Source organism: Phytobacter palmae (genome assembly GCF_039409775.1).
Classification (GTDB): domain Bacteria; phylum Pseudomonadota; class Gammaproteobacteria; order Enterobacterales; family Enterobacteriaceae; genus Phytobacter; species Phytobacter palmae.
Genome location: NZ_JBCIVJ010000012.1, coordinates 1 through 25,661, shown reverse-complemented (window position 1 = coordinate 25,661; position 25,661 = coordinate 1). Strand labels below are relative to the sequence as shown.

Sequence of the window (25,661 nt, the reverse complement as noted above, 5' to 3'; positions counted from 1 at the left end):
GCGGGGATGCTTGCTGGCGAAACCGCAGTCGTTAATCGCAACCAGGAAGGAATAAACCGGGGTTGCCCCCGGTTTATCTGAATTACAGTACCAGTGCCGCGATAGATGCGGACAGGACGCTCACCAGCGTTGAACCGTAAACCAGTTTCAGACCGAAGCGGGATACCACGTTACCTTGCTCTTCGTTCAGGCCTTTGATCGCGCCAGCGATAATACCGATAGAGGAGAAGTTAGCGAAGGAAACCAGGAAGACGGACAGAATACCTTCCGCGCGCGGAGACAGGCTGGATGCGATTTTTTGCAGATCCATCATGGCCACGAATTCATTGGAAACCAGTTTGGTTGCCATGATACTTCCCACCTGCAGTGCTTCTGAGGACGGTACACCCATTACCCAGGCGATCGGGTAGAAGATGTAGCCCAGAATACCCTGGAAGGAGATACCGAGGATGGCTGCAAACAGGGCGTTCAGACCAGAAATCAGCGCGATGAAACCAATAAGCATCGCCGCAACGATAATCGCGACTTTGAAGCCCGCCAGAATGTACTCACCCAGCATTTCGAAGAAACTTTGCCCTTCATGCAGGTTAGACATCTGCAGGTTTTCTTCACTCTCATCGACACGGTACGGATTGATCAGGGACAGCACGATAAAGGTGCTGAACATATTCAGAACCAGGGCCGCGACCACATATTTCGGTTGCAGCATGGTCATGTACGCACCAACGATCGACATAGATACGGTAGACATCGCGGTTGCCGCCATGGTGTACATGCGGTTACGTGACATTTTTCCGAGAATATCTTTATAAGCGATGAAGTTTTCAGACTGACCCAGAATCAAGGAGCTGACTGCGTTAAACGATTCCAGTTTGCCCATGCCGTTGATTTTGGACAGGACGGTACCGATAGCGCGAATAATAATTGGCAGTACGCGGATATGTTGCAGGATACCGATCAGCGCAGAAATAAAAACAATCGGGCAGAGCACTTTCAGGAAGAAGAATGCCAGACCTTGATCATTCATTTTGCCGAAGACGAAGTTTGTCCCTTCATTGGCAAATCCGAGCAGTTTTTCAAACATCTCGGAGAAGCCTTTCACAAAACCCAGACCCACGTCAGAGTTCAGGAAGAACCAGGCAAGCAAGACTTCGATCACGAGCAGTTGGACAACAAAGCGAAGGCGGATTTTTTTGCGGTCACTGCTTACAAGTAATGCAAGCAACGCGACAACAGCAAGCGCCAGAACAAAGTGCAGAACGCGGGACATATTTGCTCCAAATATGAGACGGGTAGAAATTTCGTGCACATTCTATGTAACAAGCGGAAAGAAAACGAGATCAAACACACAGTATATTAATGACCTGTGACCAGACTCAAAAATAGTGATCCACCATACATTTCTGTTATGTTAAGTAAAAGAGTGAAAAGTTGCATTGAAATGCTAGACTCTTAACAAGATGGTGTGATTTGTATCTCACTGTCCCTGTCTAAAAAACATCCGGCCCGTCATCGTTTCTGTCTATCGAAGAAATCAATAGAATGTACTCTAAATGAACTTGATAATCATTCTCATTTTGATGGCATGAAACATAGCAAAGGCTATATTTAGGGGCAAGAAATGAACAACAGTCGCGTTGAGAGTAGCAGTGGGCGTACAGCGCGCAAGTTAAAGCTCGCGTTAATGGGACCTGCGTTCATTGCAGCGATCGGGTATATCGATCCGGGCAACTTTGCCACTAACATCCAGGCCGGGGCCAGCTTCGGTTATCAGCTGCTTTGGGTAGTTGTCTGGGCAAACCTGATGGCTATGCTGATCCAACTGCTGTCAGCTAAATTGGGGATTGCTACGGGTAAGAATCTCGCGGAACAAATTCGCGACCATTACCCGCGTCCTTTGGTCTGGTTCTACTGGGTGCAGGCGGAAATTATCGCCATGGCCACCGATCTCGCCGAGTTTATCGGTGCCGCTATCGGTTTTAAGCTGATCCTCGGCGTGTCGCTGCTGCAAGGTGCCGTATTGACCGGGATTGCTACCTTTTTAATTCTGATGCTGCAACGTCGCGGACAGAAACCGCTGGAAAAAGTGATTGGCGGGCTGCTGCTGTTTGTTGCGGCGGCTTATATTGTTGAGCTGGTTTTCTCACGTCCTGAACTGGCACCGCTCAGTAAAGGTATCTTCATCCCAACTCTGCCGGGTACCGAAGCTGTATTCCTGGCCGCCGGTGTATTAGGCGCGACTATTATGCCGCACGTGATTTATCTTCACTCTTCATTAACCCAGTATCTGCATGAAGGAACACGCCGCGAGCGGTATTCCGCGACGAAGTGGGATGTGGGCATTGCGATGACTATCGCTGGTTTTGTTAATCTGGCGATGATGGCGACGGCGGCTGCGGCATTTCACTTCAATGGGCATACCGGCATTGCCGATTTGGATGAAGCCTATTTAACGCTTGAACCGTTGCTCAGCCATGCGGCGGCAACCGTATTTGGTCTTAGCCTGGTGGCTGCCGGACTCTCCTCCACCGTGGTAGGGACGCTGGCGGGTCAAGTGGTGATGCAGGGGTTTGTACGTTTCCATATTCCATTATGGGTACGCCGGACCATCACTATGATGCCCTCATTTGTCGTTATCCTGATGGGTCTTGATCCCACACGCATTCTGGTGATGAGCCAGGTACTGCTCAGTTTCGGCATTGCTCTGGCACTGGTGCCATTGCTGATGTTTACCAGTGATCGCGCATTAATGGGGGAACTGGTGAATACGCCGACTGTCAACCGCGTTGGCTGGCTGATTGTTATCCTGGTTGTGGCATTAAATGGCTGGCTGCTGGTGGGAACCGCCTTAGGGGTGTAAACCGGAAACGTAGTCAAAGAAAAAGGAGCGCATGCGCTCCTTTTTACTTAAAGCCTGTCTATTAACGCCAGTGACCATGGCCGTGGCCACGTCCCGGGCCGCGATGATCGTCGCGATCCCTCCAGCCTTCACGGTAACCGCGTTCGTATGCGTCACGCTTATCCCAACCACGGTGGTAGCCACGATCATGCATACGCCAGCGATGGTCACGCCATTCGTAATTACGATGCCAGTAGTCGCGGTCACGCCAGCGTCCGCCGTCCCAATAATTGCCGTAATTGTCGCGATCGCCAATTTGCAATTTTACAGAAGGCAGCAGTGTTATTTCGCCAGCGTTAGCGACCAGCGGGGCACATGCCATTAATACTGCTGCGAGAATCAGTGACCTGAACATAGTTTTCTCCTTCACGATCGGGTCTGTTGCAGCAATATTATGTAACGTTTATGTCCACATCTTCGGCGGAACTCCTAAATGCACAACGGCAGCACTTTTTGCTAAAAGCGCTGTTATTTTGAGCTATTCAGTATGGCGTCAATCCCGGCGCATTCCTCTTCGCTGAACTGGCGATTGCTCAGCATGCCGACGGCATCATCAAGCTGACTGGTTTTACTGGCGCCAATCAGCACAGAGGTTACTTTATCCCCGCGCAGAACCCAGGCCAGCGCCATTTGCGATAATTTTTGCCCACGGCTAATGGCCATCGCATTGAGTTTGCGGACTTTTGCCAGTTTTTCATCAGTAATTTGGTCGGGATTGAGGAAACGGCTGCCGCTGGCGGCACGCGAGTCTGCCGGAATACCATTGAGGTAACGGTCAGTAAGCTGTCCGCCTGCCAGCGGTGAAAACGCAATACTGCCGACCCCCTCTTGTTGCAGTACCGTCAAGAGTTCGTCTTCTACCCAACGCTCGAACATAGAATATTTGGGCTGATGGATGAGGCAAGGCGTCCCCAGATCGTTGAGTATCCCAATAGCCTGGCGCGCCAGTTCGGCCGGATAATTCGACAGGCCAACATACAGTGCCTTGCCCTGGCGGACAATGTGATCCAGCGCCCGCATGGTCTCCTTTAGCGGCGTTTCAGGGTCCGGACGGTGGTGATAGAAGATATCGACATAATCCAGCCCCATCCGGCGCAGGCTTTGATCGAGGCTGGCAATCAGATACTTACGTGAACCCCAGTCGCCATAGGGGCCATCCCACATGGTATAGCCTGCTTTGGTGGAAATAATCAGTTCATCCCTGTAAGGCAAAAAATCTTCTTGCAGGAGACGACCAAAATTGCGCTCGGCAGAGCCGGGAGGTGGCCCGTAGTTATTGGCGATATCGAAATGGGTTATCCCCAAATCGAAAGCATGTCTGAGTAACTGACGGCTATTTTCAATGAGCGTGGCATCGCCAAAGTTATGCCACAGTCCCAGAGAAACTGCCGGAAGCTTAAGACCACTGTCACCGCAGCGGCGATATTCCATTTGCTGATAGCGATCCCCGGAGGCCAGATAAACCATACATATGCCCTTAATGTCAGTGTATACGCTTACACAAGTGATCTTCGAGCTTACAACAGCTTGCCGGTTCTCGCTGATTTCCTCTGAAAAACTCTGCCGTTACGCACTATTTTTTGCGCGGGGCGATCATGACTGGCTTTCCTGCCAGCAGCAGCCAGGCGGGTAACATTACAATGCACAGTAATGGCAGCAGAGTGGTATCCGGTACGACGGCGGCCGCCATAAACAGGCTCAGCCAGGCGTCGCGGGTAACGACCAGCACCATTCCGAGAATGGCACAGGAGATAGTGATGGCTGCCGGAACGGCGTCGACGTGTTCATGCAGCATCAGGCCGAGAGCGACGCCGACGAATACGGCCGGGAAGATGCGACCACCGCGAAAACCACAGGCCGCAGCCACCACCAGCGCCGCCAGTTTTATTACTGCAAACAGCAGGTAATCCGTCACGCTAAAGATCCGGGAAAATGCCATTTGCTGCATTTCATCCAGACCTTTAAACAGGGTGATATTGCCGCCAATTACGCCAAGCACACCCAGAATAAAACCGCCGATGCCAAGCATTAATACAGGGCTTTTCAGGCGGTGCATGAGTTGATGCAAACGCGGCAGGCACCAGACCGCCACCATCCCAAGAGCAATAGCAATGGCGCAGACGACCGCACCGCTGATGACATCCACCAGGTGCATCTGTGGATAATGCGCAACAGGCAGGGCGAAGTGCGGATGGAAAAATAGCCCGGTGGTCAGTGCGCCTGCAGCGGCGGCCATCAGTGGGGCGAAAAGGCGATCCCACAGCGGCAGATCGGTACTTGAATTTAGCGTCTGGGAGAAAATCAGTGCGGCTGCGACAGGAGTGCCAAACAGTGCGCCAATGGTTCCGGCAGACGCGAGAATAGTCCAGTCGAGTGGGGCGACACGCGGAAACAGTTTTCCACCGAGTGCAACAGCCAGCGCAATATTGATCACCATAACCGGATGCTCCGGTCCAAGACTGACACCTCCGGCCAGGCCAAGCACCAGGGCAACCAGCAGGCCGGGCAGGGCAGAGAAATGCACCGGAGCACCAATTAGCGGCTCGGTTGCCGGATCCGGGCCGCCGTGTCCGGCGCTGTAACGGATAACCACCCCCACCGCCAGGCCTGTCAGGGTCAGTATCATAATCACCCAGAAAGGAGAGTCAGGGTTAAAACCCAGACGATAAGGTAGCCCATTCCAGAGAATCAATTGCAGAACGGCGGCAACTTTCATGATCAGCAATAACACCAGACTGGATGCGACGCCGATAATGAGCGCGGGAAGCGCCAGCAGCAGCATCGTTCTGGCTCGCGGATGGAGCATGTTCATTTCCTTTTAACAGAGCACAGGGTTACAGCACGCTCGTGGAAAATATCCGCTGAGTGCAAACCTTGCTGAAACCATAACGTTAATTTGTGACGAAGATCGATAATCCCGGGGCACTCATGCTATGTTCGTTGTCGTTACAGCGCCTTGAATTTACAGTGTGCCAAAGATTTATTCTGACTTTAGCGGAGCCGTAAAAGAATGACAAAATATGCTTTAGTAGGGGACGTGGGCGGCACGAACGCACGCTTAGCGCTCTGCGATCTCAGTAGCGGAGAGATCTCCCGGGCCAAAACCTATTCCGGTCTTGATTACCCCAGCCTTGAGGCGGTGGTACGCGTGTACCTCGATGAGCATAAGGCGGAGGTAAAAGATGGCTGTATCGCCATCGCTTGCCCTATTACCGGTGACTGGGTGGCTATGACCAACCATACCTGGGCCTTCTCTATTGCTGAGATGAAAAAGAACCTTGGCTTCGCACATCTGGAAATCATTAACGATTTCACCGCTGTTTCTATGGCGGTGCCGATGCTTAAACAAGAGCACCTGACCCAGTTCGGTGGCGGTGAGCCGGTTGAAGGCAAACCTATCGCGGTGTATGGCGCGGGCACGGGCCTTGGCGTCTCACATCTGGTACATGTCGATAAGCGCTGGGTCAGCCTGCCGGGTGAAGGTGGACACGTGGATTTTGCGCCGAACAGCGAAGAAGAGGGCATTATTCTGGAAGAGCTGCGCGCAGAAATAGGTCATGTTTCTGCCGAACGTGTTCTGTCTGGTCCGGGGCTGGTAAATCTCTACCGCGCGATTGTGAAATCAGACGGACGGCTGCCAGAGAATCTGCAGCCGAAAGATGTAACCGAGCGTGCTCTGGCGGATAGCTGTATTGATTGTCGCCGCGCGCTGTCGCTGTTTTGCGTGATTATGGGGCGTTTTGGCGGCAACCTGGCGCTGAATCTCGGCACGTTTGGCGGCGTTTATATCGCAGGAGGCATCGTACCGCGCTTTCTGGATTTCTTCACCGCCTCCGGCTTCCGTGGTGGTTTTGAAGATAAAGGTCGTTTCAAATCCTACGTTCAGGACATCCCGGTCTTCCTGATCACTCACGATAATCCAGGGCTGTTGGGCGCTGGCGCGCACCTGCGCCAGTCGCTGGGATATTATCTCTAAAGATGCATTAACTGCCTGAACTCTTTTACCTTACTGCGGCTGACGGGCACCTGAAAATCCAGGTCTCGCAGCCGCACGATATAGGTATTGTTGAACCAGGGCTCAATTTCGCGAATTTTATCCAGATTGACGCAGTAAGAGCGATGGCAGCGGAAAAAGTGCGCAGCCGGGAGCTTGCTGCAAAACTCCGTAATATTCATCGGCATGACATAGGATTCACGTTTGGTGTAGACAAACGTCATCTTTTCATGGGCTTCTGCGTAATAGATATCATGAATACTGGTGACGATAATGCGCTCATCTTTCACCAGATTGATTGTCGCATTTTCCCGTGGAGCAGGGCTGGCGCTGCTACCCGTTTGTTGCTGCCAGGCCGTTTCCAGTTTTTGCAACATGCTGATAATCCGCGACTCCTGGTAAGGTTTGAGAATATAGTCAAACGCTTCCAGCTCGAACGCTTCTACCGCATGTTCTTTCCAGGCGGTAATGAACACAATAAAAGGTTTATGGGCGAACTGGCTGATATTCTGTGCCAGCAGGACTCCGTCCAGTGAGGGAATATTGATATCGAGGAAAATGGCGTCGACTTTGTTGTGCTGCAAATATTTCAGCACGTCGAGACCGTCCTCAAATGTACCTACAATGTCCATCTGGCTGTGCGTTTTGATAAGCCAGCTCAACTCCTGTTGCGCCAGAATCTCATCTTCAACAATGATGACCTTCATTCACTTCTCCCGTTAAGGCAACAGCGTGGCCGGAGTGGTCACAGGTGTGGTGTACAAGGGCACATAAAACGCAATCTCCGTACCGGGCGTTAGTCGCCGGATATGCAGCCCCTCGCCATACAGCAACTTCACGCGCTGGTGGACATTGAGCAAACCGATTTTATTGCCCGGCATTTCGTCGGCTTCCACGCGGGCTATCATCTCGGGCGCAATACCATTCCCTGTATCACGTACGGCAATACGCACGCGGTTGCCACACTCCGCTACGCTGATGGTCACCACCCCTTTTCCCTTACAGGGCTGTATACCATGGACGATGGCATTTTCTACAAGAGGCTGAATCAGCAGGCTCGGAATGACGCAGCTTACCTCTTCGTCAATGTCATAAATAACCGTTAACTTGTCACCAAAACGGGCCTGTTCAATGGCGATATAGTCTTTGATTTGATAGAGCTCTTTTTTGATATCAATCTGCTCATCGTCTTTTAGTTCAATGTTGTAGCGCAGGTAGCGCGACAGATTGAAAATCAACTGACGGGCGGTATCCGGATTGAGGCGGATAGAGGAGGAGATCGCATTGAGGGCGTTAAAAAGAAAATGCGGGTTGATCTTGCTTTGCAATGCACGCAATTCCGCTTTATTGGCCATCTCGCGTAGCTGCTCGGCACGGGAAACTTCTAATTGTGTGGAGATAATTTGCGACAGGCCTACGGCCATATCCTGCAGCGAGGAGGTGATTTGATGCGCGTGACAATAATAAATTTTAAGCGTGCCGGTGACGATCCCCTTTTCCCATAACGGGATCACCAGCATTGAGTGGATCTGCGGTGTCCTGTGGGCTTCATCATTGTTTTTAATGATAATCTCTCCGGTATCAATCGCCTGACGTGTCGTTGGGCTGATGATATCGTCGCTGTCCCGGTAGTTGTCTTCTCCGACGCCGACATAGGCCAGCACATGGTCGGCGTTAGTGATGGCGACGGCGTCGGCATTAATATCGCGGCGAATGATGTCGCATACCTGGCGCAGGGATTCACTATTTACATTGCGAAACAGCGGCAGGGTTTTATTGGCGATATCCAGCGCCAGTTTGGCCTGCCGTCCGGCAATGGCCTCTTTTTCACCTTCCACGCTTTGTACCAGCAAAACGATAAAGCCTACACAGACGCTGCCCAGAATCATCGGTACGCCAATTTTTGACACAATATCAAGGCCAAGTGCGGTCGTCGGCGCCCAAAGAACCACCAGCGTCATCGTCAGGGTTTCGCACAACATCCCGGCGATGATGCCAACGCTCCAGTGCTTTTGCTTAGGAATTTTGCGATTTATCCAGCCGGAAAGAACACCGGCAATAATACTGGTAATCAGGCAAGGTACGGCCGTTACCCCACCGATATCAATCAGGTAGCGATGTATCCCGGCGATCACCCCGGTAATAATGCCGACCCAGGGGCCAAATAAGATGCCGCCGGACATCACGGCGATGATACGCACATTCACCAGCGAGCCTTCGACGGGGACGCCGGACCATGTGCTGAACAGCGCAAACATTGAGAAGATAGCAGTAACGGCGAGTAGCTCTTTTGGCGTGTGTGCCGTTTTATGCAGCAGCTCGCGGAACAGGCGGATGCGGATCAGGAAAAAAAGGCAGATCAGCATCAGCGCCGCGCGATCAAATACCGCCAGCAGCATGTTGAATATCTCGTGCACGGGAATGCTCATGTAAAAGGCGTGAAAAAGCTATGATAAAAAACATCGCCGCCAATGACCAGTCAGGTGCGCGTATTTGGCAATGAGGAAAAACCTCGTTATTAAAAGGGGATTGATGCTGGTCGGAAGAATTTTCGCTACAACTGAAAAAATGCCTCCTGACAACGTAATTTCATTGATATCAGGTTGTTAAATTTAAGAGTGTGTTTTTTCTATCCTCGGCAGAATTTTCTTTTGCGCATTTTTTTGACTTCCTCTTTTTGGGGCGTAAATTTTTTTCACGTTTCCTCTCGACAGCAGGTTTTTTTTCAGGCTATTTTCAGGACATGCCACAATCGTGGCGGCGTCGCTCGGACGGTCCGGGCGCTAACGTTAATCTGAGGAAGTTATGGCTGAATTCAGTCCTGAACGCCGTTTTACGCGTATCGATCGTCTCCCCCCTTATGTTTTCAATATCACTGCTGAACTGAAAATGGCTGCGCGTCGGCGCGGTGAAGATATTATCGATTTCAGCATGGGTAACCCAGATGGTGCGACACCTGCCCACATTGTTGAAAAGCTCTGTACTGTTGCCCAGCGTCCGGATACACACGGTTATTCCACTTCGCGTGGTATTCCGCGTCTGCGTCGTGCCATTTCGCGCTGGTATCAGGAGCGTTATCAGGTCGAAATTGACCCGGAAAGTGAAGCGATTGTTACCATCGGCTCAAAAGAGGGGCTGGCGCATCTGATGCTGGCAACGCTTGATCATGGTGACACGGTTCTGGTGCCTAACCCGAGCTACCCGATTCATATTTATGGTGCGGTGATTGCTGGTGCCCAGGTGCGTTCTGTGCCGCTGGTGGAAGGGGTCGATTTTTTCAATGAGCTGGAGCGGGCGATTCGCGAAAGCTACCCGAAACCGAAGATGATGATTCTGGGTTTCCCCTCCAACCCCACAGCTCAGTGCGTAGAGCTGGAGTTCTTCGAAAAAGTGGTCGCCCTGGCAAAACGCTACGATGTGCTGGTGGTACACGATCTGGCCTACGCGGATATCGTCTATGACGGCTGGAAAGCGCCGTCGATCATGCAGGTTCCCGGTGCTCGCGACGTGGCGGTCGAGTTTTTTACGCTCTCCAAAAGTTACAATATGGCGGGATGGCGTATCGGCTTTATGGTCGGCAATAAAACGCTGGTCAATGCTCTCGCTCGTATTAAAAGTTACCACGATTACGGCACCTTTACGCCGCTACAGGTGGCCGCGATCGCCGCGCTCGAAGGCGACCAGCAGTGCGTGCATGATATTGCCGCACAGTACAAGCGTCGCCGTGATGTGCTGGTAAAAGGCCTGCATGAAGCCGGGTGGATGGTAGAGATGCCGAAGGCATCAATGTACGTCTGGGCGAAAATCCCTGAACCTTACGCCGCTATGGGCTCGCTGGAGTTTGCCAAGAAGCTGCTGCAGGATGCCAAAGTTTGCGTGTCGCCCGGCATCGGGTTTGGTGATTATGGGGATACGCATGTGCGTTTTGCCCTGATTGAAAACCGCGATCGCATTCGTCAGGCGGTAAGGGGCATCAAAGCGATGTTCCGTGCCGATGGCCTGCTTCCCACCACGACAAAATCCACGGCGGAAGACACAGAGCAGTAAGACTACTGCACAAATGAAAACAGGAGCCAAATGGCTCCTGTTCTTCTTTTCGTTCTACGAACGTTGCTCAGATCATCAGGGCAAATGTACCGGCCCAAACAATGACCATCACCGAAATGCCCATAAAGAAATATTTCACGCTTCATCGCTCCGCATACACAAGTATGCATTCATGACCAGATCAGGACTGAGTATAGAGAGGTGAAACTACGCCAAATTGAAAATGGGAATTTTCTCCCTTTCGGCCACAGCTCCATCTCAGAATTCTTGATGCCTGTCGCACCAAACGGGGCTAATGTACGCCTAAATTTTGTGCCTTACAAGAGGCATTTTTTTAAATATTTTCCGCAACTTACAGGGTGTCGGGCTTTGGCGACAGATTGATTTCTTTCCGAAATAAATGCCAGTTGAGCGACGCGTTGTCACAGGGTTGTAACCTGTAATTTCACCGTTGAATTACAAGGTTATTTTTGTGATCGTTAGCACACTTACTGTTGAGAAGGGGGCTGAAAAGCGAACCGATACGGCACGGGGAGCGGAAATTTTTTGCCATAAGGTGTGCATTGTGGAAAAGAGAAAGAATGATTTTTCTGCACAGAAAAAGCGAGCAGTTTTTTTAGGCCTGCTTTGTTATAAGCCGAAAAATTGCGATGTCTCTCATTTTTGCCATAAAACTACGTATAACATCATTTTTAAGTTTAACAGCCTGTGAATAAGATGATAGTAATTTGCTATCAAAATGAAATTACATAATTAGTGGAGTTTGATTTGCAGGCTAATTGTTCTGGCTGCAACTGAATATCAAAGAAGTATTTATCTGACATAAATTTAGCGGTGCGAGAAAAAATATCTTTCAAATAATTCAATTAAATAAATAAACAGTCAGACTAAAGTCAAATTTAATTTCTGTTTCACTTAAACTTATCAATACCCAGGGGGCGCTATGGACTCTTTTGTTGCCAGACAGCCGATATTCGACCGTGACTTGCATACCGTAGCCTATGAACTTCTGTTTCGTTCTGGAATGAATAACTTTTTTCCAAACGTGCCGGCCGATTATGCTACCAGTCAAATGATCTCCGACCAGTTTTTGGGCATTCCAACTTTTCGGTTTGTTGGAGAAAATATTTCCTTTATTAATTTCCCTTATCAAATGATTGTTCAGGGGATGGCTGACATCTTACCCCGTGAACGCGTCGTCATTGAAATACTTGAAGATGCTGTCCCTGATGATGCGTTGTTCGAGGCCGTACGCTATCTCTTCGCCTCCGGGTACACATTGGCGTTAGATGATTTTGCGATGGACGATTCATGGGATCGTTTTTTGCCCTATATTACTATCCTGAAATTTGACGTTAAGGCAAATACGTTTGACGAGATCAATGGCTTTCTGAAACGCCATGAGTTGCAGTTAAGTACAAAAAACCTGCTGGCGGAAAAAGTGGAAACTTATGATCAGTTTCAACAATATAAAGATCAGGGTTTTCATTTATTTCAAGGGTATTTTTATAGTAAGCCGGAAATTATTCAGAGCAAGCGCCTGCCACACAATGCTGCACATCTCTTCCAGTTGATGAGTGAAGTGAACGCACCTGAGTTAAATTTTGATAAAATTGAGCATATACTGGAACATGATTTGTCGTTGACATACAAGATCTTAAAATATGCCAGAAATATTGTGCATCGCGTTAGCGGCATAAACGGTGCCGATAACTTAACCCTTAAAAAAATTGCCATCTATTTAGGCAGAAGTGAGTTAACGCGTTTTGTTTCGGTGATTTGTCTGGCCAATCTCTCTAATAAAGATACCCGGGAGCTTTATCATCTCTCCCTTTCCAGAGCGAAGTTTTGCGAAATCATTGTCGAACGTACCCTTTCCACGTGTTGCGCACAGGGCGCGTTCTTATGCGGATTGTTTTCATTACTGGATACTATGCTGGAGATTCCGCTAGAGGAGATTTTCGAGCAAATCGCGCTCCCTTCATCTGTTCGCGATGCGCTGGTACATAAACAGGGTACACTTTATGACGTCCTTAGCCTTGTACAAAGTTATGAACGTCGTGAGTGGGAAGCGGTACAGCAACAGGCAAAAAAACTGAATATTCCAGGCTGGGCTGCTGTTGATGCAATGGGGGACGCTCTCGCCTGGGCTGATGAAACCGTCTCATGATATACCAGCCAAAGATGGTACATTTTCACACTGCACATTACTCATTTGACGCAGGAATGCGGGCGCAATCGCGAAACAGGCAGGCGATATTTCGTACTGTTGAGATAACGTTTAGGTTAAGGTGATATATTTTTAATCACCACAGTCTTTATGGTTATTGGCTATTACAGAAACAGTAAAAGGAATTTCTGCATTGGATATCCCCCGTATTTTCACGATTAGCGAAAGCGAACACCGCATTCATAACCCCTTTACGGCAGAGAAAGTCGCCACACTCGGTGCAGCCCTGCGACTGAAACCGGGTATGCGCATACTCGATCTTGGCAGCGGTTCGGGTGAAATGCTCTGTACCTGGGCACGTGATTATGCCATCACGGGTGTTGGCGTTGATATGAGCCAGCTTTTCAGCGAACAGGCAAAACAGCGTAGCGAAGAGCTCGGCGTGAGCGAAAACGTGACATTTATTCATGGCGATGCGGCAGGTTTTGTCGCGGATGAAAAATGTGATATTGCGGCCTGTGTTGGCGCCACCTGGATCGGCGGTGGCGTAGCCGGGGTTATCGCGCTGTTGCAAAAAAGTCTTCGCCCCGAAGGGATTATCCTGATTGGCGAACCCTACTGGCGGCAGTTACCGCCGACACAAGAGGTAGCCCAGGCCTGTTTTGCCAGTGCGATAGCAGATTTTCATACGCTACCTGAGCTTGTCACCTCATTTGATGAGCTTGGCTACGACGTTGTCGAGATGGTACTGGCAGATCAGGAGGGGTGGGACCGGTATGAAGCGGCGAAGTGGCTGACGATGCGCCGCTGGCTTGAGGCCAACCCTGAGGATGATTTCGTGCCAGAGATTCGTGCGACGCTCACGGCAGCGCCAAAACGCCATGTTACCTGGACGCGTGAATTCCTCGGCTGGGGTGTCTTTGCGTTAATGCCGCGTTGACAGTCTCGCCATAACACTCCTGCCAGGCGGGGTATCTTCGCGGATATCCCGTTTTCCTGATTATCTGTACGATGAGATGTCCGAAAGCGAGAGTGCTTTCGACCACGCCGCTTCGTTGCTAAAATAACCGTCCGGCAGACTTACACTTATCCGCAGGAATGAGGGAGGGGCAGTGGTGGATCGGATTGATTATGAGATCGAAAAATATAGCTTCACCGAACTGAATGAATCTCCCCGCATTGCTCGCCAGTGGGCAGACACGCTTGATGAGTGTCGCCAGTCGCAGGCAAATGCCGAAGAACGACTACGCATTGCGCTGCTCAACGTAGATTACGTGACCAGTTTTGAGCTTCCTTTTCGCTTATTGTTAATTCGCGCGCCGCAGTTGATTGCCAGCCTGCGCGATGAGCTGCAAATAGGTCAGAAAAATGTCATTTTCAACGGCAAACGTTTTGGCTGCGTCTACAGCCTGAAAACCGATTTAAGCGACATCCCGGATGCATTCCAGTATCGTCTTTCAACCCGCATCCGGCGGGTTGACGCCTCAGGGTCAGTGGCCACGCCGTATCAGCAAATCGCCAAAGAGGTCAAAGCCCCGCGCGAACGGTTAAAAATGGCGCTGGAAAGAGGACTGCCGGTCACGGCGCTTGACGGGCTTTTCTGGTTTGGCATCCAGCGTATTGCTGCCGATGTGCAAAGGTTGCGAAAAACCGGTATGGCGATCGCTACTGCGGAAGTCGATATCTTCGATAACCTTACGGGTACCACCCGGCGGGTCCCGGTTTATCGCCGCGTGGAGTAAATTCGCGCCCCCGTGTTCATCTAACCGATTTAAAAACCCACTTTACTTTTTTCAGCAAGCGTAGCCTGACTGCGTTTGCTCTTTCGCGTGGCGCGGCAGTGATATCTCTCTTTCATATATTCGTATTTATATGATTACCCTTCATTAACTTAAATTTTCAGGCATATTAAATAAAAGTTTCCGTTAGGGTTGGTTTTAATATTTTTTTTATAATCTCCTTAATTTGTTCATCTTTCAGGCATTACTATTTCTACTGTTTCGCTTAAGGATGAATCGAATGAAAATAATTGGATTGGATGAATATCGCAGTTTACGTGGGAATGGCGCGCTTAAATACTTCGAACTCGAAGGTGTACCGAGTGACGAATGGGCGCGTATTTTTCAAAGCCACTTTGTCGGTCAGGATATAAAAGTCTGGATTGAAGGATATTGCATTGTCCTGCAGTGCCAGACTGAAGATATCCCGAAGTACCGGGAGCTTTTACAGACTAAGTGCGATGAAATCACAGCACAATTAATGCCTTAGGGACTTATAGCCCGTCAAACAGGCAATAAGTGTCAGACCATAAATAAACTGCATCTGAAAAGTGGAATATCCACCGTGTAAGATGCTTTTTTATGCCTGATTTACACTCGCGCTAAAGCATTCACTAAGCGACATGGTCAGCCTGCATTCATTATTGACAGTCTGTACACGCCAGCCTGCGCCAGTTTCTCCTTCACGAATAACAGGCATTCCTTGTTGTGTCAGCTGTGTAAGCAGCGCTGAAAACTCTGCCTCGTTCACCGGGCGCGGTTGCCAGAAGGTCTTTTTATTGTCAGTAAATATGGGCAGCAACTGAATTTGCGGTTCTCTGTTTCCCACTAACAGACGGACGATAAAGCCGTAAGCTGGCATACCGCGTTCCTGATATTCGCCGTTACTGTTAAATACCGCGTTTCCGATGCTGTAAATCACCAGGCTTTGATCCAGGTGCGCGGCCTCGCCTGCCATATGCGGCCCGGAGCCAATAATCAGATCGGCACCGGCATCGCTCAGTTGCCTGGCCAGCGTGCGCTGCCCGGACGTAGTCCAGCGGTAGTCCAGTCCCCAGTGGGCAAGAACAATCAGAGTGGCAGGGTTAGCGCTCGCTTTCTCCTGACGCAGCTGTTCAGTCAGTCCACCACTGATACAGGCAACGCCCGCGCGACGCGGGCGGGCATAAAAGGCGCACTCTTCTTCCATATAGCGTCGATACCAGTAGGCGCTGAAAATCTTGTACGTCCGCCCGGCTACTGTGACGACCAGCGGCGCTTGCGCCTGTTGCGCATTAAACCCGGCGCCTATACAGGCAATACCTGCTTCGCGAAAGGCCGTCAGCGTGCTGTGCAAACCGGGTAACCCGGCATCCATCGCGTGATTGTTGCCCAGCGCCACCGCGTCGATACCCTGTTTGCGCAGGGCGGCGACAGAGGCAACCGGGTCGCCTGTCAGGCAGAACGGTTTCCGGCCATCAAGACTGGCACTGAGATCGGTGGTCAGTGCCGCTTCAAAATTGGCGAGCGTAACATCGCTATTGCGAAGAAGGGGGGCGATAGCCGCAAAACTATAGTCATAGCCGTGGCGCTGGAGCGCGTCATCAATGCCGCGGGCTTTGCGTCTTTCTGTGTACCACTCACCGAAATAGGTATCACCCAGAAATGTTAGCGTCGCTGTCGGCGAGTCAATCTGGCGGAAAGAGGGGGCACTGACGGCAGGTTGGGGGACGGTGTCGGCCCGCGCCAGCAATTCATCCAGGAGATAATCAAGGTGGAAGGCATCATCTGCACCCGCCGCGCAAGCCAGCCAGAGATCGCCTGCAAACCATTGCAGCGCGAAACCCCAGTTTCCGGCACTGAATTGCCCCCACGCGCTACCGTCGCTGTGCAGATTGCCGGTTTTGCGATAGACGCGCTCGCCGATAACGGCTTCCTGTTCGCAAAACCACGGCAACAGGTGCGGAAAACGCTGGTAAAGATGGCGCACAAGCCTGACGATGTCCAAAAGCGCGGTTCGCTGCCCCGGACGAGCGCGGCCAGAGACAGTATTGATGTGCGTGTGAGACATGCCGATTGCAGCGCTCAGTTCCCGCAACTGGCCGAGCGCTTTTGCACTGCTACCAGCCAGATGTTCTGCAAGATTAATCGCGGCGTCGCAGGCGTTATGCAGCAACATTCCTTGTAGAAGCGATTTCACCGTCAGTTTGTCACCCCGCTTTAGAGAGAGCGCCGGGTTACCTTTCAGGATATCCGACGCTATCTCCCGCACGGTAATGGCGGTCTCCAGGGTGATTTTTTTACTTAACAGGCGATCGGCGATACAACAGGTCAGCAGTAACTGGCTGAGGTAGTGCGACGCGAAGGGACTGTCGGCCTGTTCAGTGACGCGCTGCTCACCGGTGGAGAGGTTGATCAGCAGGCGCGCGACATGACCTCTGCCCGGCACGGGCAGGGTAGCGAGTCGGGTTTTCAGTAGACTGACAACCTGCCTGAAATCAGAATTTCGCACGCTGCCTTTTACCAGCACGATATCGCCGGATCGCAGGATGGGGGCGGCGGCATCAACCAACGCCTGCGCCGTCAGAAAATGGCCGCCCCGCGCCGCTTCCGGCAGTGCCTCATTTAAAGCCGCCATCTTCTCGCCGTGCAGAAAAGCGCGCTGGCACCCGGCCTCCAGCAAGGGCGTCGCCAGAGAACGGTGAATGGCCTGACTCTGATCGCCGAGATTCACAATCCGCCCCAGCAGGGCGATGATGCGCCCGCCGTTTGCCTGGGCTCGTTGTGCCGCCACCGCAAAGGCATTGAGCATGGAAAGATATTCGGCGTTGTAACTGTCATCAATCAGGGTGGCTGTGCCGCCGCCGGGCAGTGCCAGCGGGGTAACAGACAGATGCTGATCATCACCGCGATAGCCCTCAAGGCCTGTGATAATCTCTGGCAGGCTAACGCCCAGCAGATCGGCGGCAATCAGCGAAGCCACCGAATTGAGCGCGCCGCCGTTACCGGGTACGGACAGCCGGTAGCTGATGACTTGCTGATGAAAAACGATGGTGACCCGGCTTGCGTCATTATCTGGTGTTATCCCGGTGATACGCACATCCGCGTCCGGGTTGAACCCGTAACTGATAATCCGTGCGCCGTCGCGCTCAACGCTTGCCGCCACCGTCGCATACTCAGCCATATCGCGGTGCAAAATGGCATAACCGCCGGGGATAAGACCATGACTGATGCGCGCCTTATAACGCGCCACGTCATTGAGGGTGCTTACATTCTTGCCCACCTGTGTCATGCCGATTTCGGTAATGATAACGATGTGCGGCTTTATGCGATGGCCGACGCCCCCGTTACGCATCCAGAGTGCAGAGATCGCCACTTCCATCACGACGGCCTGCGGGTTCGATATCGCTCGCGCCAGCGTGACGGACGCGCCAGTACGGGTGTTGTGGTTGCCGCGACTGGTGACCACCGACACGTTAGCGGCCAGGATCGTCTCCAGCATCTCTTTGGTCGAGGTTTTACCGACAGTCCCCGTGATCGCCACCAGTTTGCCGTCAAACCGCCGCCGTGCTTCTTCGGCCAACAAGTGGAGCACCTGATAACTGTCGCCCACCACCAGTTGTGGAAAGTCCGGCGGTAACCCAGTCAATGTTCGCTGGACAATCGCCCCGCAGTAGCGGGAAGCATGCTCTGGCAATAGGGTGTGGGTATCCTTCCAGCCCGCGTAAATGCCGGTATTACCTGAGCCCTGCAACCAGGTATCGGTGTCGATAGCAACAAACAGACAAGGGCGGTCATACTGCGTGTTGTCATGCAAAATGGCGATGTCACCTGCAAGCCAGCTGGCATCCGGACGGTTGTGCCAGATACTGCCGGGCAGCAATTGCGTAAGATCAGCGGCGGTCCAGCCTGGCGTGTCGGTGCCAGTATTGCGCGAACGAGGTGGTTTCTGGCGCATGGTTGTATCCTTACTCAATCAGGGCTGAGCCGTGGTGCGGGCAAAGGGCAATCGCACTCACTCCCGGATTGCCCTGTAAATCATGGTACTCTGGCGCAACGGCGGGGCGCTCAAGTTGCTTCACCTGATGGCCATGTTCTTGCAAAGCCTGTGCGAACTGGGTCTGGAGATCGAACGGCGTGTTGCGATCCTGCCGGTTGCCGATCACCAGGATTAACCGGGTGGGATCGTTTGCGATATCTGCTATGTGGTCGAGTGGGTCCCAGGGATTAGCAAGCCCGGTACCGTCCAGTTCTGGCGCCGGGGCCTCGCCACGTTCTTTGCGCATTCGTTCGGCCCGTTCCAGCAGCCCCCACGCACCCGAGGTCAGCACGGCGCAGTCAATATCCCGGCGTCCAGACGTGAGCAACGCCGATGCGGCGGTTGCACCGCCGCTGTGTCCGCTGAGGATAAAACGCGCAATACCGTATCGTGCTTTGATGGCATCAACGGCGGCATTCAGCGCGAGAAACTCTTCTGCCTGGCGGCGGCGATAATGGTTGCCGCTGGAACCATAGGTTCCCGGACGAGCAACAATCAATGTTGGTAACCCACTGCGCTGAAAAATAGCCTGCGCCTGATGACGTTGCGCGTCGGCCGTATTGGCGGGAATCTCCTGTGGTGGGCGCTTAATCAGCGATACCCGATCGCCTTTAAATATCACCAGCGCCAGGGGCGCATCGCGCAGGACACCCGCACTAAAATAACGAATACAAGCTGCGCCGCCCGCGTATTGCACCCATACGGCATCATCGCCAACCGGACATGTCCGCTGGTTCGCGGGCTGGTTCCACAGTAGCGGCGTTTCGGCATGCGCAACCACACCGACAAGCAGCAATAAAAAAAGGGCGTAAAAGGGCCTCACAGCACCGCCTCAACGGCAAAGATATAGATGTACAGAATACACAACCAAGTATTCATAATGTTATTATGATACAAGGATTTTCAGGACTGGGGATGCCCGGGAGCAATTAAGGAGTCAAATGTCGCTCAGCCACTTACTTGCGCAAACCCGCCCGGTGATGGAAACGCTGGATGTTGCGGCGAAACCGTCTCTGTGCCCGTCCTGGGTCATTTTCTTTAGCGTGTCCGACAGCAAAAGCCGTGCCCACGTTGTACGCGGCTGCGGCGAGTCATTCGACAAGGCCTGGCAGCAGGGAACGCAGGCGCTGCAACAGTGGCGTAAAAAGAGCGGTCTTAAGGCCTGCTGGCTGCGGGTTGACCTGGTCGACAAGGTCGAAGCGCTACGCTGGGATACGCTGCAGGCGCGTCTGGCTAAGACCAAACGCAACTATTTTCGCTTCGGATTGAGCCTCGATCCGGCATTTTGTTATGCCATGCTGGAGCAAGAAATCGCCGCCAACGCGCTGCTCTATAACGGCGATCACGGCGTTGCCACGCCTAATGCCAGTAACCTTGCCCACTATTCTCGCCGACGCTTTGGCGCGGTGCTGAACTGGCCTGAACGTCCCGACCAGACACTGTGGCGTTTCACTACTCGCGCACTGTTTTGCGATGGCGAGCAGCTTTTTCCCATTGAATCAGACGGACGTAACAGCGGCTACCGGCAGTTGCCCGAGTGGCAGAAGAGTGCCCTGGAGCCGATGATTGAATCAGCGACGGATTACCTTGCACGGCAGGTAACGTCTTGCGGACGTTATCACTACGGCTGGTTTCCCTGTTTTGATCGCGCTATTCCAACCTACAACGCCTTGCGTCATGCCAGCTCAACCTACGCGTTGCTGGAAGGGTGGGAAGTAACACAACAGCCCGCCCACTTTGCGGCCATTGAGCGGGCGCTGGATTCTCTGTGTACCACGTTTATTCGTACCTTTTCATTGCCCGATGGCAGCGAAGCCGACTTCCTGGTGGATACGGGGGATGAGATAAAACTGGGGGGCAATGCGGTCTGTATTCTGGCAATGGCTAAATATACAGAGCTGACCCGGGATAACCACTATCTGGACGCGATGGCGAGGCTGGCGGCGGGCATTGGTTTTATGCAAAACGCACACAACGGTGGCTTCGTGCACGTGCTCAACGCCGCAGACTTATCGCTTAAGGCGGAGCACCGCATTATCTATTACGACGGGGAAGCCGCCTTTGCCCTGATGCGACTCTATGGTTTGACAAAGACACCGCGTTGGCTGGAGATGGTCGAGCGGGCAATGGACTATTTTATCGAACAGAAGCACTGGCAGGCCCATGACCATTGGCTCAGTTACTGTGTTAATGAACTGACGCTCTATCGGCCGCTGGAGCGTTATTACCAGTTCGGCCTTGATAACGTGCGCGGTCATCTCGATTTTGTGCAGGAACGTATTACCACATATCCCACACTGCTGGAGTTGATGATGGCGGCCTCGCGGATGATAGAACGGCTTGCCGTTTCGCCGTATCAACACCTGTTAACGGATTTTGATATGACCGTGTTCAACCAGGCGCTGGAAACCCGGGCCCGCTACCTGGCAAATGGTTTTTTCTGGCCTGAACTGGCTATGTTTTTTAAAAATCCGCCGCGCATCGTCGGCAGCTTTTTTATTCGTCACCATAGCTACCGGGTGCGAATCGACGATGTTGAACATTACCTTTCCGGCTATGTCGCGTACCGTAAACGCTGGCATACGCTGTCTGACGAGAAGTGAGCGCGCCATGCAACTGACTCTCCTCGTTAGCAACTTTACCCGGACAGGCTGAATTATGCGCCGCCCCTGCAGTCCTTTGTTATGCGCAACACTGCGCCGCGGGTTATCTTTTGCGCTGGCGGTGTTGCTGATCATTTCTCCTGGACTGGGCGCAGGCTGGGACTTTAGCGCCATCTCAACGCAAACTGAACGGCTATACGGCCCGGCGACGCCGGCTGCCAGGCAGCGCATTGATGAGTGGGCCGCCTTGCTTAAAAATCCGCCACAGGGCACGATTCAGGATAAATTAAATCAGGTAAACCGGTTTTTTAACGTCCGAATGGCTTTCAAAGATGACATTGTCGTCTGGAAGCAGCAGGATTATTGGGCAACACCGATTGAATTTTTGCGTAAAGGGGCAGGGGATTGCGAAGATTTTGCGCTGGCGAAATATTTTACGCTGCGTGAAATGGGGGTTCCCGCCAACCAGTTGCGTATTACTTACGTTAAAGCACTTCAGCTGAACCAGGCGCATATGGTGGTGACATGGTATTCCACCCCTGATGCGATCCCGTTAGTCCTGGATAACCTGAAAACCGCCATCTTGCCTGCCACACAGCGTACGGATCTGCTCCCGGTTTATGCTTTTAATGGGGAAGGGCTGTGGTTGCCGCAATCCGGCGGTACTAAACGCGTGGGGGACAGTAAACGACTCTCCCGCTGGCAGGATCTTCTCACCAGAATGCGTGCAGAAGGATTTGAAATTAATGAATAGGATGTGGCCATGTCCCTTTATAAGCAGCTACTGATCGGCATCTGTTTATTTACGCTCGTCATTTTCTGCGGCAACTTTTTTGTTTCTCTGGAGGGGTCCAGAGAACAATACCGGAATCAGCTCAGTGCCCATGCGCAGGATGCGGCAACGGCGCTGGGGCTGTCGCTTACTACCCATATTGATGATCCGGCAATGACGGAGCTGATGGTCAACTCCATCTTTGACAGCGGTTATTTTTACCGTATTCGGGTAATTGATATTAAAACCAATAAACCCATCATTGAGCGCACCGATAACCCACAAAGCGCCAGTGTGCCGAACTGGTTCGTGCGCATGGTAAATCTGAGCCCCGGAGAAGGCGACGCCATTGTTACCGATGGCTGGACGCAGGTTGCCAGGGTTGAGGTGGTCAGCCATCCGATGTTCGCCCTGGCGCGTCTTTGGGACAATATGGTCGCCAGCTTTTTGTGGCTTATCGGCTGTAGCCTGTTATGTATTCTCGGTGTGACCCTGTTGCTGCGCCGCCTTCTGCGACCGCTTAACTACATTGTCGAGCAGGCGATGGCTATTTGTCGTCGCGAGTTTTTGAATGTTCCCGCGCTGCCGAAAACGCCGGAACTGCGTCGGGTCGTTGAAGCAACCAACCTGATGGTGACGCAACTTGAGGTGTTGTTTGGCGAGCAGGCGCAGCGCACCGAATCCTTGCGCCGGGAGGCTTACCACGACAGCCTGACGGGGCTGAATAATCGCCGTGCTTTTGATATGCAATTGCAGTCGCGTCTGAGCGACGAAGAGAATGACTCGGGGCATCTGATACTGTTGCGGGTTCAGGATCTTATCGGCCTTAACCAGCGTCTTGGTGGTGCGAAAACCGATAAGCTGCTGATAGCAGTGGCAGATATTCTGAACGGTCTGCAAAAACATTATTTCCGTAATGAAGGTTTTCTGGCCCGCGTGCGCGGCGGGGAGTTTGCTATTCTTGCCCCGCAGTTCCTGCATAATGAACTCGATAACCTGACGAACACCCTCAGTACCCGGCTTAAGGCGCTGTCTGAAACGGGAATGAGCGACGTGACGCCGGTTGCCCATTTTGCCCTGGTCCCTTTCCATGTGGGCGATAAGCCACAGACGATACTGATGCAGGCGGACCAGGCGCTGGCGATGGCGGAAACCGAAATGCGCTTTTTTGCCAACACGGAAACGGCAACAGGCGATAGCGAAGAGGATCACCACAGCTGGTATACCCGTCTGGATACGGTGCTGACAGACGGTGCGTTCGAGCTTTTCTCGCAGCCTGTGTATGAGTGCAACAATGCACATGTCGTATTGCATCATAAAGTGCTTGCCCGTATCAGAACGGCGGAAGGCGAGCTGATACCGGCAGGACGTTTTATGCCGTGGATCCACCGTCTCGATCTCAGTCGCCGCATGGACATCGTAATGTTGCAGCAGACGCTGCGTGAGATGGAAAAATCAAACCGGCCACTTGCACTGAGTATTAGCGGTGCCAGCGTTGCCGATGATCGAAGCCTTCAGGCATTGCTCCAACCCTTGATAAACGCGCCACAGCTGGCTTCCCGCCTGACGCTGGAACTGGATGAAAACGAGCTGCCCGACGCTGAGCGGGTCAATATTCTGGTCAAACGACTTAAAGCGCTGGGCTGCCGTTTAGGGATCCAGCATTTCGGCGGCCGGTTTCACCTTATCGGAAATTTACCGCAGTGGGGACTCGCCTGGCTCAAAGTGGACGGTAGCTACATTCGCAATATTGATAGCGAAGAAGATAAAAAATTGTTTATTGAAGCCATTTATTGGGCAACCCGACAAATTAATTTGCCACTGATTGCTGAGCGTGTGGAAACAGCAGGCGAACTGGCGATTCTCGAAAATATTGGCCTGTATGGCGCAATGGGACGCTATTTTGCTGACGCCAGCACACTGGGCGCAAATTAACCATTCAGGCTAAAAAGAGGCTGAAAATGTACTACATAGAACGCGATGAACAGGGACGTATTATTCAGGTGGAACTTGCCCCTTTTCATGCCATGACAGAACAAAGTGACGTCAGTACAGCGGAAATAGATGAATGGATGCGGCAAAGAGAAATACGTGAGGCATCGTTACTGCAATTGCGCCAGAGCGATCTTGAGATGGTTCGCGTGCTGGAAGACCTGATTGAAGTCCTGATGAGTAAAGGCGTCATCAGCATTACCGATCTGCCGCCTGTCGCCCAGACAAAGCTCACCAACCGTGCACAGGCGCGTCGTTCGTTAAGTGGGCTGGAAGGATTAATTTCCGATGATGACGATGAGGGATTTATATAATTCGTCATTTTTATTTACGCAATATATATCATGTACGACACAGGGACTATTGACAAAGTCCCTTTTTTTTAACCTAAATCCCCGCCCGGGCTACTATTCATTCACGTCATCTATTAATATAAGGTCTTTAAGCGAAACGGCATCAATAAATCCTCTGCCGGAACGTGCTTTCATTACCTTTGTGACATGTTGCATTACAAAAACTAATTAAATTCTCTTTTAGCATTCTACGCCTGGTCAGTGGATGAATTGGGCGAGAACAGGATCGAGGGAACTACACATGAGCGGCGTCTCTGGGATCGTCAAAGCGGTAATAGGGCAAGTGTTTGCAGTAGCACCTGATGGCAGCCAGCGTTTATTGGCTGAAGGTGACAGGATCCTCGAAGGAGAGCAGGTCGAGACCGGGGCTTCTGGTGCAATCACGTTGTCTTTGTCAGATGGTAAGCAGCTGGACCTTGGCCGTGACAGCCACTGGGACAGTACGGGAAGCGTGACCACTGAGCCTACGGCTACCCAGCAACAAGATGTTGCCGCCATACAACAGGCGATCGCTGATGGGCAGGATCCGACGCAAACCCTTGAAGCGCCGGCAGCGGGTCCCCAGGCTGAGGGCACTGGTGGCGGTGACGCTGGCGGTAGCGGCGGCGGATCGCATACTCATGTGGTCCTCGATTTAACCGGTCAGGTTGTTGACCCCACAGCCGGATACCCAACGATTGGCCTTGATTTCCCTGATGCCGAACGCCCACAAGAATTAACGTTACTTAACCCTGACGTTGCTACAGCGACAACGCCCGCCGATCCCAATACGAATCCACCCGACGATTCAGATGCAGATGCCGATTCTGATGCAGATGCCGATGCCGACGCGGACGCCGATGCAGATTCTGATGCCGATGCAGATTCTGATGCCGACGCGGACTCGGATGCTGACGCCGATGCCGATGCCGACGCCGATGCCGATGCGGACGCCGATGCAGACGCCGACGCAGATGCAGATGCGGATGCGGATGCAGATGCTGATTCCGATGCAGATGCAGACGCGGATGCGGATGCAGATGCAGACGCCGATGC

20 protein-coding genes and 1 pseudogene are annotated in these 25,661 nt (G+C 52.2%); 12 read left to right on the top strand and 9 right to left on the bottom strand.

Annotation, left to right across the window (positions count from 1 at the left end):
* Nucleotides 1-82: 82 nt before the first annotated feature.
* On the bottom strand, nucleotides 83-1,270 hold the full coding sequence (locus tag AAIG39_RS15270) for a NupC/NupG family nucleoside CNT transporter (RefSeq protein WP_090086300.1): 1,188 nt from the start codon (nucleotides 1,268-1,270) through the stop codon (nucleotides 83-85).
* Nucleotides 1,271-1,621: 351 nt separating this feature from the next.
* On the opposite strand from AAIG39_RS15270, the gene AAIG39_RS15265 reads away from it, so the two are divergent.
* Entirely contained in the window at nucleotides 1,622-2,860 is a 1,239-nt protein-coding gene (locus AAIG39_RS15265) for an Nramp family divalent metal transporter (protein ID WP_090086302.1), read from the top strand.
* A gap of 61 nt (nucleotides 2,861-2,921) precedes the next feature.
* On the opposite strand, the gene ypeC is transcribed toward AAIG39_RS15265, so the two are convergent.
* The 3 genes from ypeC to AAIG39_RS15250 all read right to left on the bottom strand — a co-directional run bounded on the left by ypeC (nucleotide 2,922) and on the right by AAIG39_RS15250 (nucleotide 5,705).
* Complete coding sequence (ypeC, locus tag AAIG39_RS15260; protein ID WP_090086304.1) at nucleotides 2,922-3,254, bottom strand: DUF2502 domain-containing protein YpeC; 333 nt, start codon at nucleotides 3,252-3,254, stop codon at nucleotides 2,922-2,924.
* A 113-nt stretch (nucleotides 3,255-3,367) separates the two neighbouring features.
* On the bottom strand, nucleotides 3,368-4,366 hold the full coding sequence (mgrA, locus tag AAIG39_RS15255; protein ID WP_249573066.1) for an L-glyceraldehyde 3-phosphate reductase: 999 nt from the start codon (nucleotides 4,364-4,366) through the stop codon (nucleotides 3,368-3,370).
* A 106-nt stretch (nucleotides 4,367-4,472) separates the two neighbouring features.
* A complete protein-coding gene (locus AAIG39_RS15250) occupies nucleotides 4,473-5,705 on the bottom strand; it encodes an ion channel protein (protein ID WP_343194204.1) in 1,233 nt (410 codons plus the stop codon).
* Nucleotides 5,706-5,909: 204 nt separating this feature from the next.
* Here AAIG39_RS15250 and glk point away from each other — a divergent pair, with 204 nt between their 5' ends.
* Complete coding sequence (gene glk / locus AAIG39_RS15245) at nucleotides 5,910-6,875, top strand: glucokinase (protein WP_090086309.1); 966 nt, start codon at nucleotides 5,910-5,912, stop codon at nucleotides 6,873-6,875.
* Here the strand turns inward: glk and AAIG39_RS15240 are convergent.
* Together AAIG39_RS15240 and AAIG39_RS15235 are read right to left on the bottom strand one after the other, a co-directional pair.
* Nucleotides 6,872-7,600: a LytR/AlgR family response regulator transcription factor gene (locus AAIG39_RS15240; protein WP_090086311.1), complete on the bottom strand. Its 729-nt coding sequence runs from the start codon at nucleotides 7,598-7,600 to the stop codon at nucleotides 6,872-6,874. The genes glk and AAIG39_RS15240 overlap by 4 nt on opposite strands.
* Before the next feature lie 12 nt (nucleotides 7,601-7,612).
* Nucleotides 7,613-9,310, bottom strand: a complete 1,698-nt coding sequence (locus AAIG39_RS15235; RefSeq protein WP_090086313.1) for a LytS/YhcK type 5TM receptor domain-containing protein — start codon at nucleotides 9,308-9,310, stop codon at nucleotides 7,613-7,615.
* A gap of 388 nt (nucleotides 9,311-9,698) precedes the next feature.
* On the opposite strand from AAIG39_RS15235, the gene alaC reads away from it, so the two are divergent.
* Complete coding sequence (gene alaC, locus AAIG39_RS15230) at nucleotides 9,699-10,940, top strand: alanine transaminase (RefSeq protein WP_090086315.1); 1,242 nt, start codon at nucleotides 9,699-9,701, stop codon at nucleotides 10,938-10,940.
* Between the two features lie 67 nt (nucleotides 10,941-11,007).
* On the opposite strand, the gene ypdK is transcribed toward alaC, so the two are convergent.
* On the bottom strand, nucleotides 11,008-11,079 hold the full coding sequence (ypdK, locus tag AAIG39_RS15225; RefSeq protein ID WP_099458783.1) for a membrane protein YpdK: 72 nt from the start codon (nucleotides 11,077-11,079) through the stop codon (nucleotides 11,008-11,010).
* A gap of 804 nt (nucleotides 11,080-11,883) precedes the next feature.
* Between ypdK and AAIG39_RS15220 the strand changes: the two genes are divergently transcribed.
* From AAIG39_RS15220 to AAIG39_RS15205, 4 genes and pseudogenes are all read left to right on the top strand, one after another.
* Nucleotides 11,884-13,110 (top strand): EAL and HDOD domain-containing protein, encoded by a 1,227-nt coding sequence (locus AAIG39_RS15220; RefSeq protein ID WP_090086317.1) that lies wholly within the window; start codon nucleotides 11,884-11,886, stop codon nucleotides 13,108-13,110.
* Nucleotides 13,111-13,303: 193 nt separating this feature from the next.
* Nucleotides 13,304-14,050, top strand: a pseudogene (locus AAIG39_RS15215) (SAM-dependent methyltransferase); the annotation flags it as partial.
* Between the two features lie 172 nt (nucleotides 14,051-14,222).
* Entirely contained in the window at nucleotides 14,223-14,852 is a 630-nt protein-coding gene (locus AAIG39_RS15210; protein WP_090086320.1) for an ECs1377 family protein, read from the top strand.
* Nucleotides 14,853-15,129: 277 nt separating this feature from the next.
* The gene (locus AAIG39_RS15205; protein WP_090086322.1) at nucleotides 15,130-15,378 is read left to right on the top strand and encodes a hypothetical protein; all 249 of its coding nucleotides are present in this window, start codon (nucleotides 15,130-15,132) and stop codon (nucleotides 15,376-15,378) included.
* A gap of 90 nt (nucleotides 15,379-15,468) precedes the next feature.
* Here AAIG39_RS15205 and AAIG39_RS15200 read toward each other — a convergent pair whose 3' ends face one another.
* Nucleotides 15,469-18,825, bottom strand: a complete 3,357-nt coding sequence (locus AAIG39_RS15200; protein ID WP_343194203.1) for a CapA family protein — start codon at nucleotides 18,823-18,825, stop codon at nucleotides 15,469-15,471.
* 10 nt (nucleotides 18,826-18,835) lie between these two features.
* Nucleotides 18,836-19,729 carry an alpha/beta hydrolase family protein gene (locus tag AAIG39_RS15195; RefSeq protein WP_343194202.1) on the bottom strand — a complete coding sequence of 298 codons (894 nt, stop codon included), beginning with the start codon at nucleotides 19,727-19,729 and terminating at the stop codon, nucleotides 18,836-18,838.
* 118 nt (nucleotides 19,730-19,847) lie between these two features.
* Between AAIG39_RS15195 and AAIG39_RS15190 the strand changes: the two genes are divergently transcribed.
* The 5 genes from AAIG39_RS15190 to AAIG39_RS15170 form a co-directional block, all read left to right on the top strand.
* Nucleotides 19,848-21,509, top strand: a complete 1,662-nt coding sequence (locus tag AAIG39_RS15190; RefSeq protein ID WP_343194201.1) for a Mur ligase — start codon at nucleotides 19,848-19,850, stop codon at nucleotides 21,507-21,509.
* A 55-nt stretch (nucleotides 21,510-21,564) separates the two neighbouring features.
* Nucleotides 21,565-22,263 (top strand): cysteine protease LapG, encoded by a 699-nt coding sequence (gene lapG / locus AAIG39_RS15185; protein WP_249573058.1) that lies wholly within the window; start codon nucleotides 21,565-21,567, stop codon nucleotides 22,261-22,263.
* 9 nt (nucleotides 22,264-22,272) lie between these two features.
* Nucleotides 22,273-24,216 (top strand): cyclic di-GMP receptor LapD, encoded by a 1,944-nt coding sequence (lapD, locus tag AAIG39_RS15180; protein ID WP_090086330.1) that lies wholly within the window; start codon nucleotides 22,273-22,275, stop codon nucleotides 24,214-24,216.
* Nucleotides 24,217-24,242: 26 nt separating this feature from the next.
* The gene (locus AAIG39_RS15175; RefSeq protein ID WP_090086332.1) at nucleotides 24,243-24,587 is read left to right on the top strand and encodes a tryptophan synthase subunit beta; all 345 of its coding nucleotides are present in this window, start codon (nucleotides 24,243-24,245) and stop codon (nucleotides 24,585-24,587) included.
* A gap of 280 nt (nucleotides 24,588-24,867) precedes the next feature.
* On the top strand, nucleotides 24,868-25,661 hold a 794-nt coding region (locus tag AAIG39_RS15170), incomplete at its 3' end, for a retention module-containing protein (RefSeq protein ID WP_343194200.1).

Coding starts and splice junctions, on each gene's coding strand:
- AAIG39_RS15270 (WP_090086300.1), bottom strand. CDS start 1,270: ATGTCCCGCGTTCTGCACTTTGTTCTGGCGCTTGCTGTTGTCGCGTTG.
- AAIG39_RS15265 (WP_090086302.1), top strand. CDS start 1,622: ATGAACAACAGTCGCGTTGAGAGTAGCAGTGGGCGTACAGCGCGCAAG.
- ypeC (WP_090086304.1), bottom strand. CDS start 3,254: ATGTTCAGGTCACTGATTCTCGCAGCAGTATTAATGGCATGTGCCCCG.
- mgrA (WP_249573066.1), bottom strand. CDS start 4,366: ATGGTTTATCTGGCCTCCGGGGATCGCTATCAGCAAATGGAATATCGC.
- AAIG39_RS15250 (WP_343194204.1), bottom strand. CDS start 5,705: ATGCTCCATCCGCGAGCCAGAACGATGCTGCTGCTGGCGCTTCCCGCG.
- glk (WP_090086309.1), top strand. CDS start 5,910: ATGACAAAATATGCTTTAGTAGGGGACGTGGGCGGCACGAACGCACGC.
- AAIG39_RS15240 (WP_090086311.1), bottom strand. CDS start 7,600: ATGAAGGTCATCATTGTTGAAGATGAGATTCTGGCGCAACAGGAGTTG.
- alaC (WP_090086315.1), top strand. CDS start 9,699: ATGGCTGAATTCAGTCCTGAACGCCGTTTTACGCGTATCGATCGTCTC.
- AAIG39_RS15220 (WP_090086317.1), top strand. CDS start 11,884: ATGGACTCTTTTGTTGCCAGACAGCCGATATTCGACCGTGACTTGCAT.
- AAIG39_RS15205 (WP_090086322.1), top strand. CDS start 15,130: ATGAAAATAATTGGATTGGATGAATATCGCAGTTTACGTGGGAATGGC.
- AAIG39_RS15200 (WP_343194203.1), bottom strand. CDS start 18,825: ATGCGCCAGAAACCACCTCGTTCGCGCAATACTGGCACCGACACGCCA.
- AAIG39_RS15190 (WP_343194201.1), top strand. CDS start 19,848: ATGTCGCTCAGCCACTTACTTGCGCAAACCCGCCCGGTGATGGAAACG.
- lapG (WP_249573058.1), top strand. CDS start 21,565: ATGCGCCGCCCCTGCAGTCCTTTGTTATGCGCAACACTGCGCCGCGGG.
- lapD (WP_090086330.1), top strand. CDS start 22,273: ATGTCCCTTTATAAGCAGCTACTGATCGGCATCTGTTTATTTACGCTC.
- AAIG39_RS15175 (WP_090086332.1), top strand. CDS start 24,243: ATGTACTACATAGAACGCGATGAACAGGGACGTATTATTCAGGTGGAA.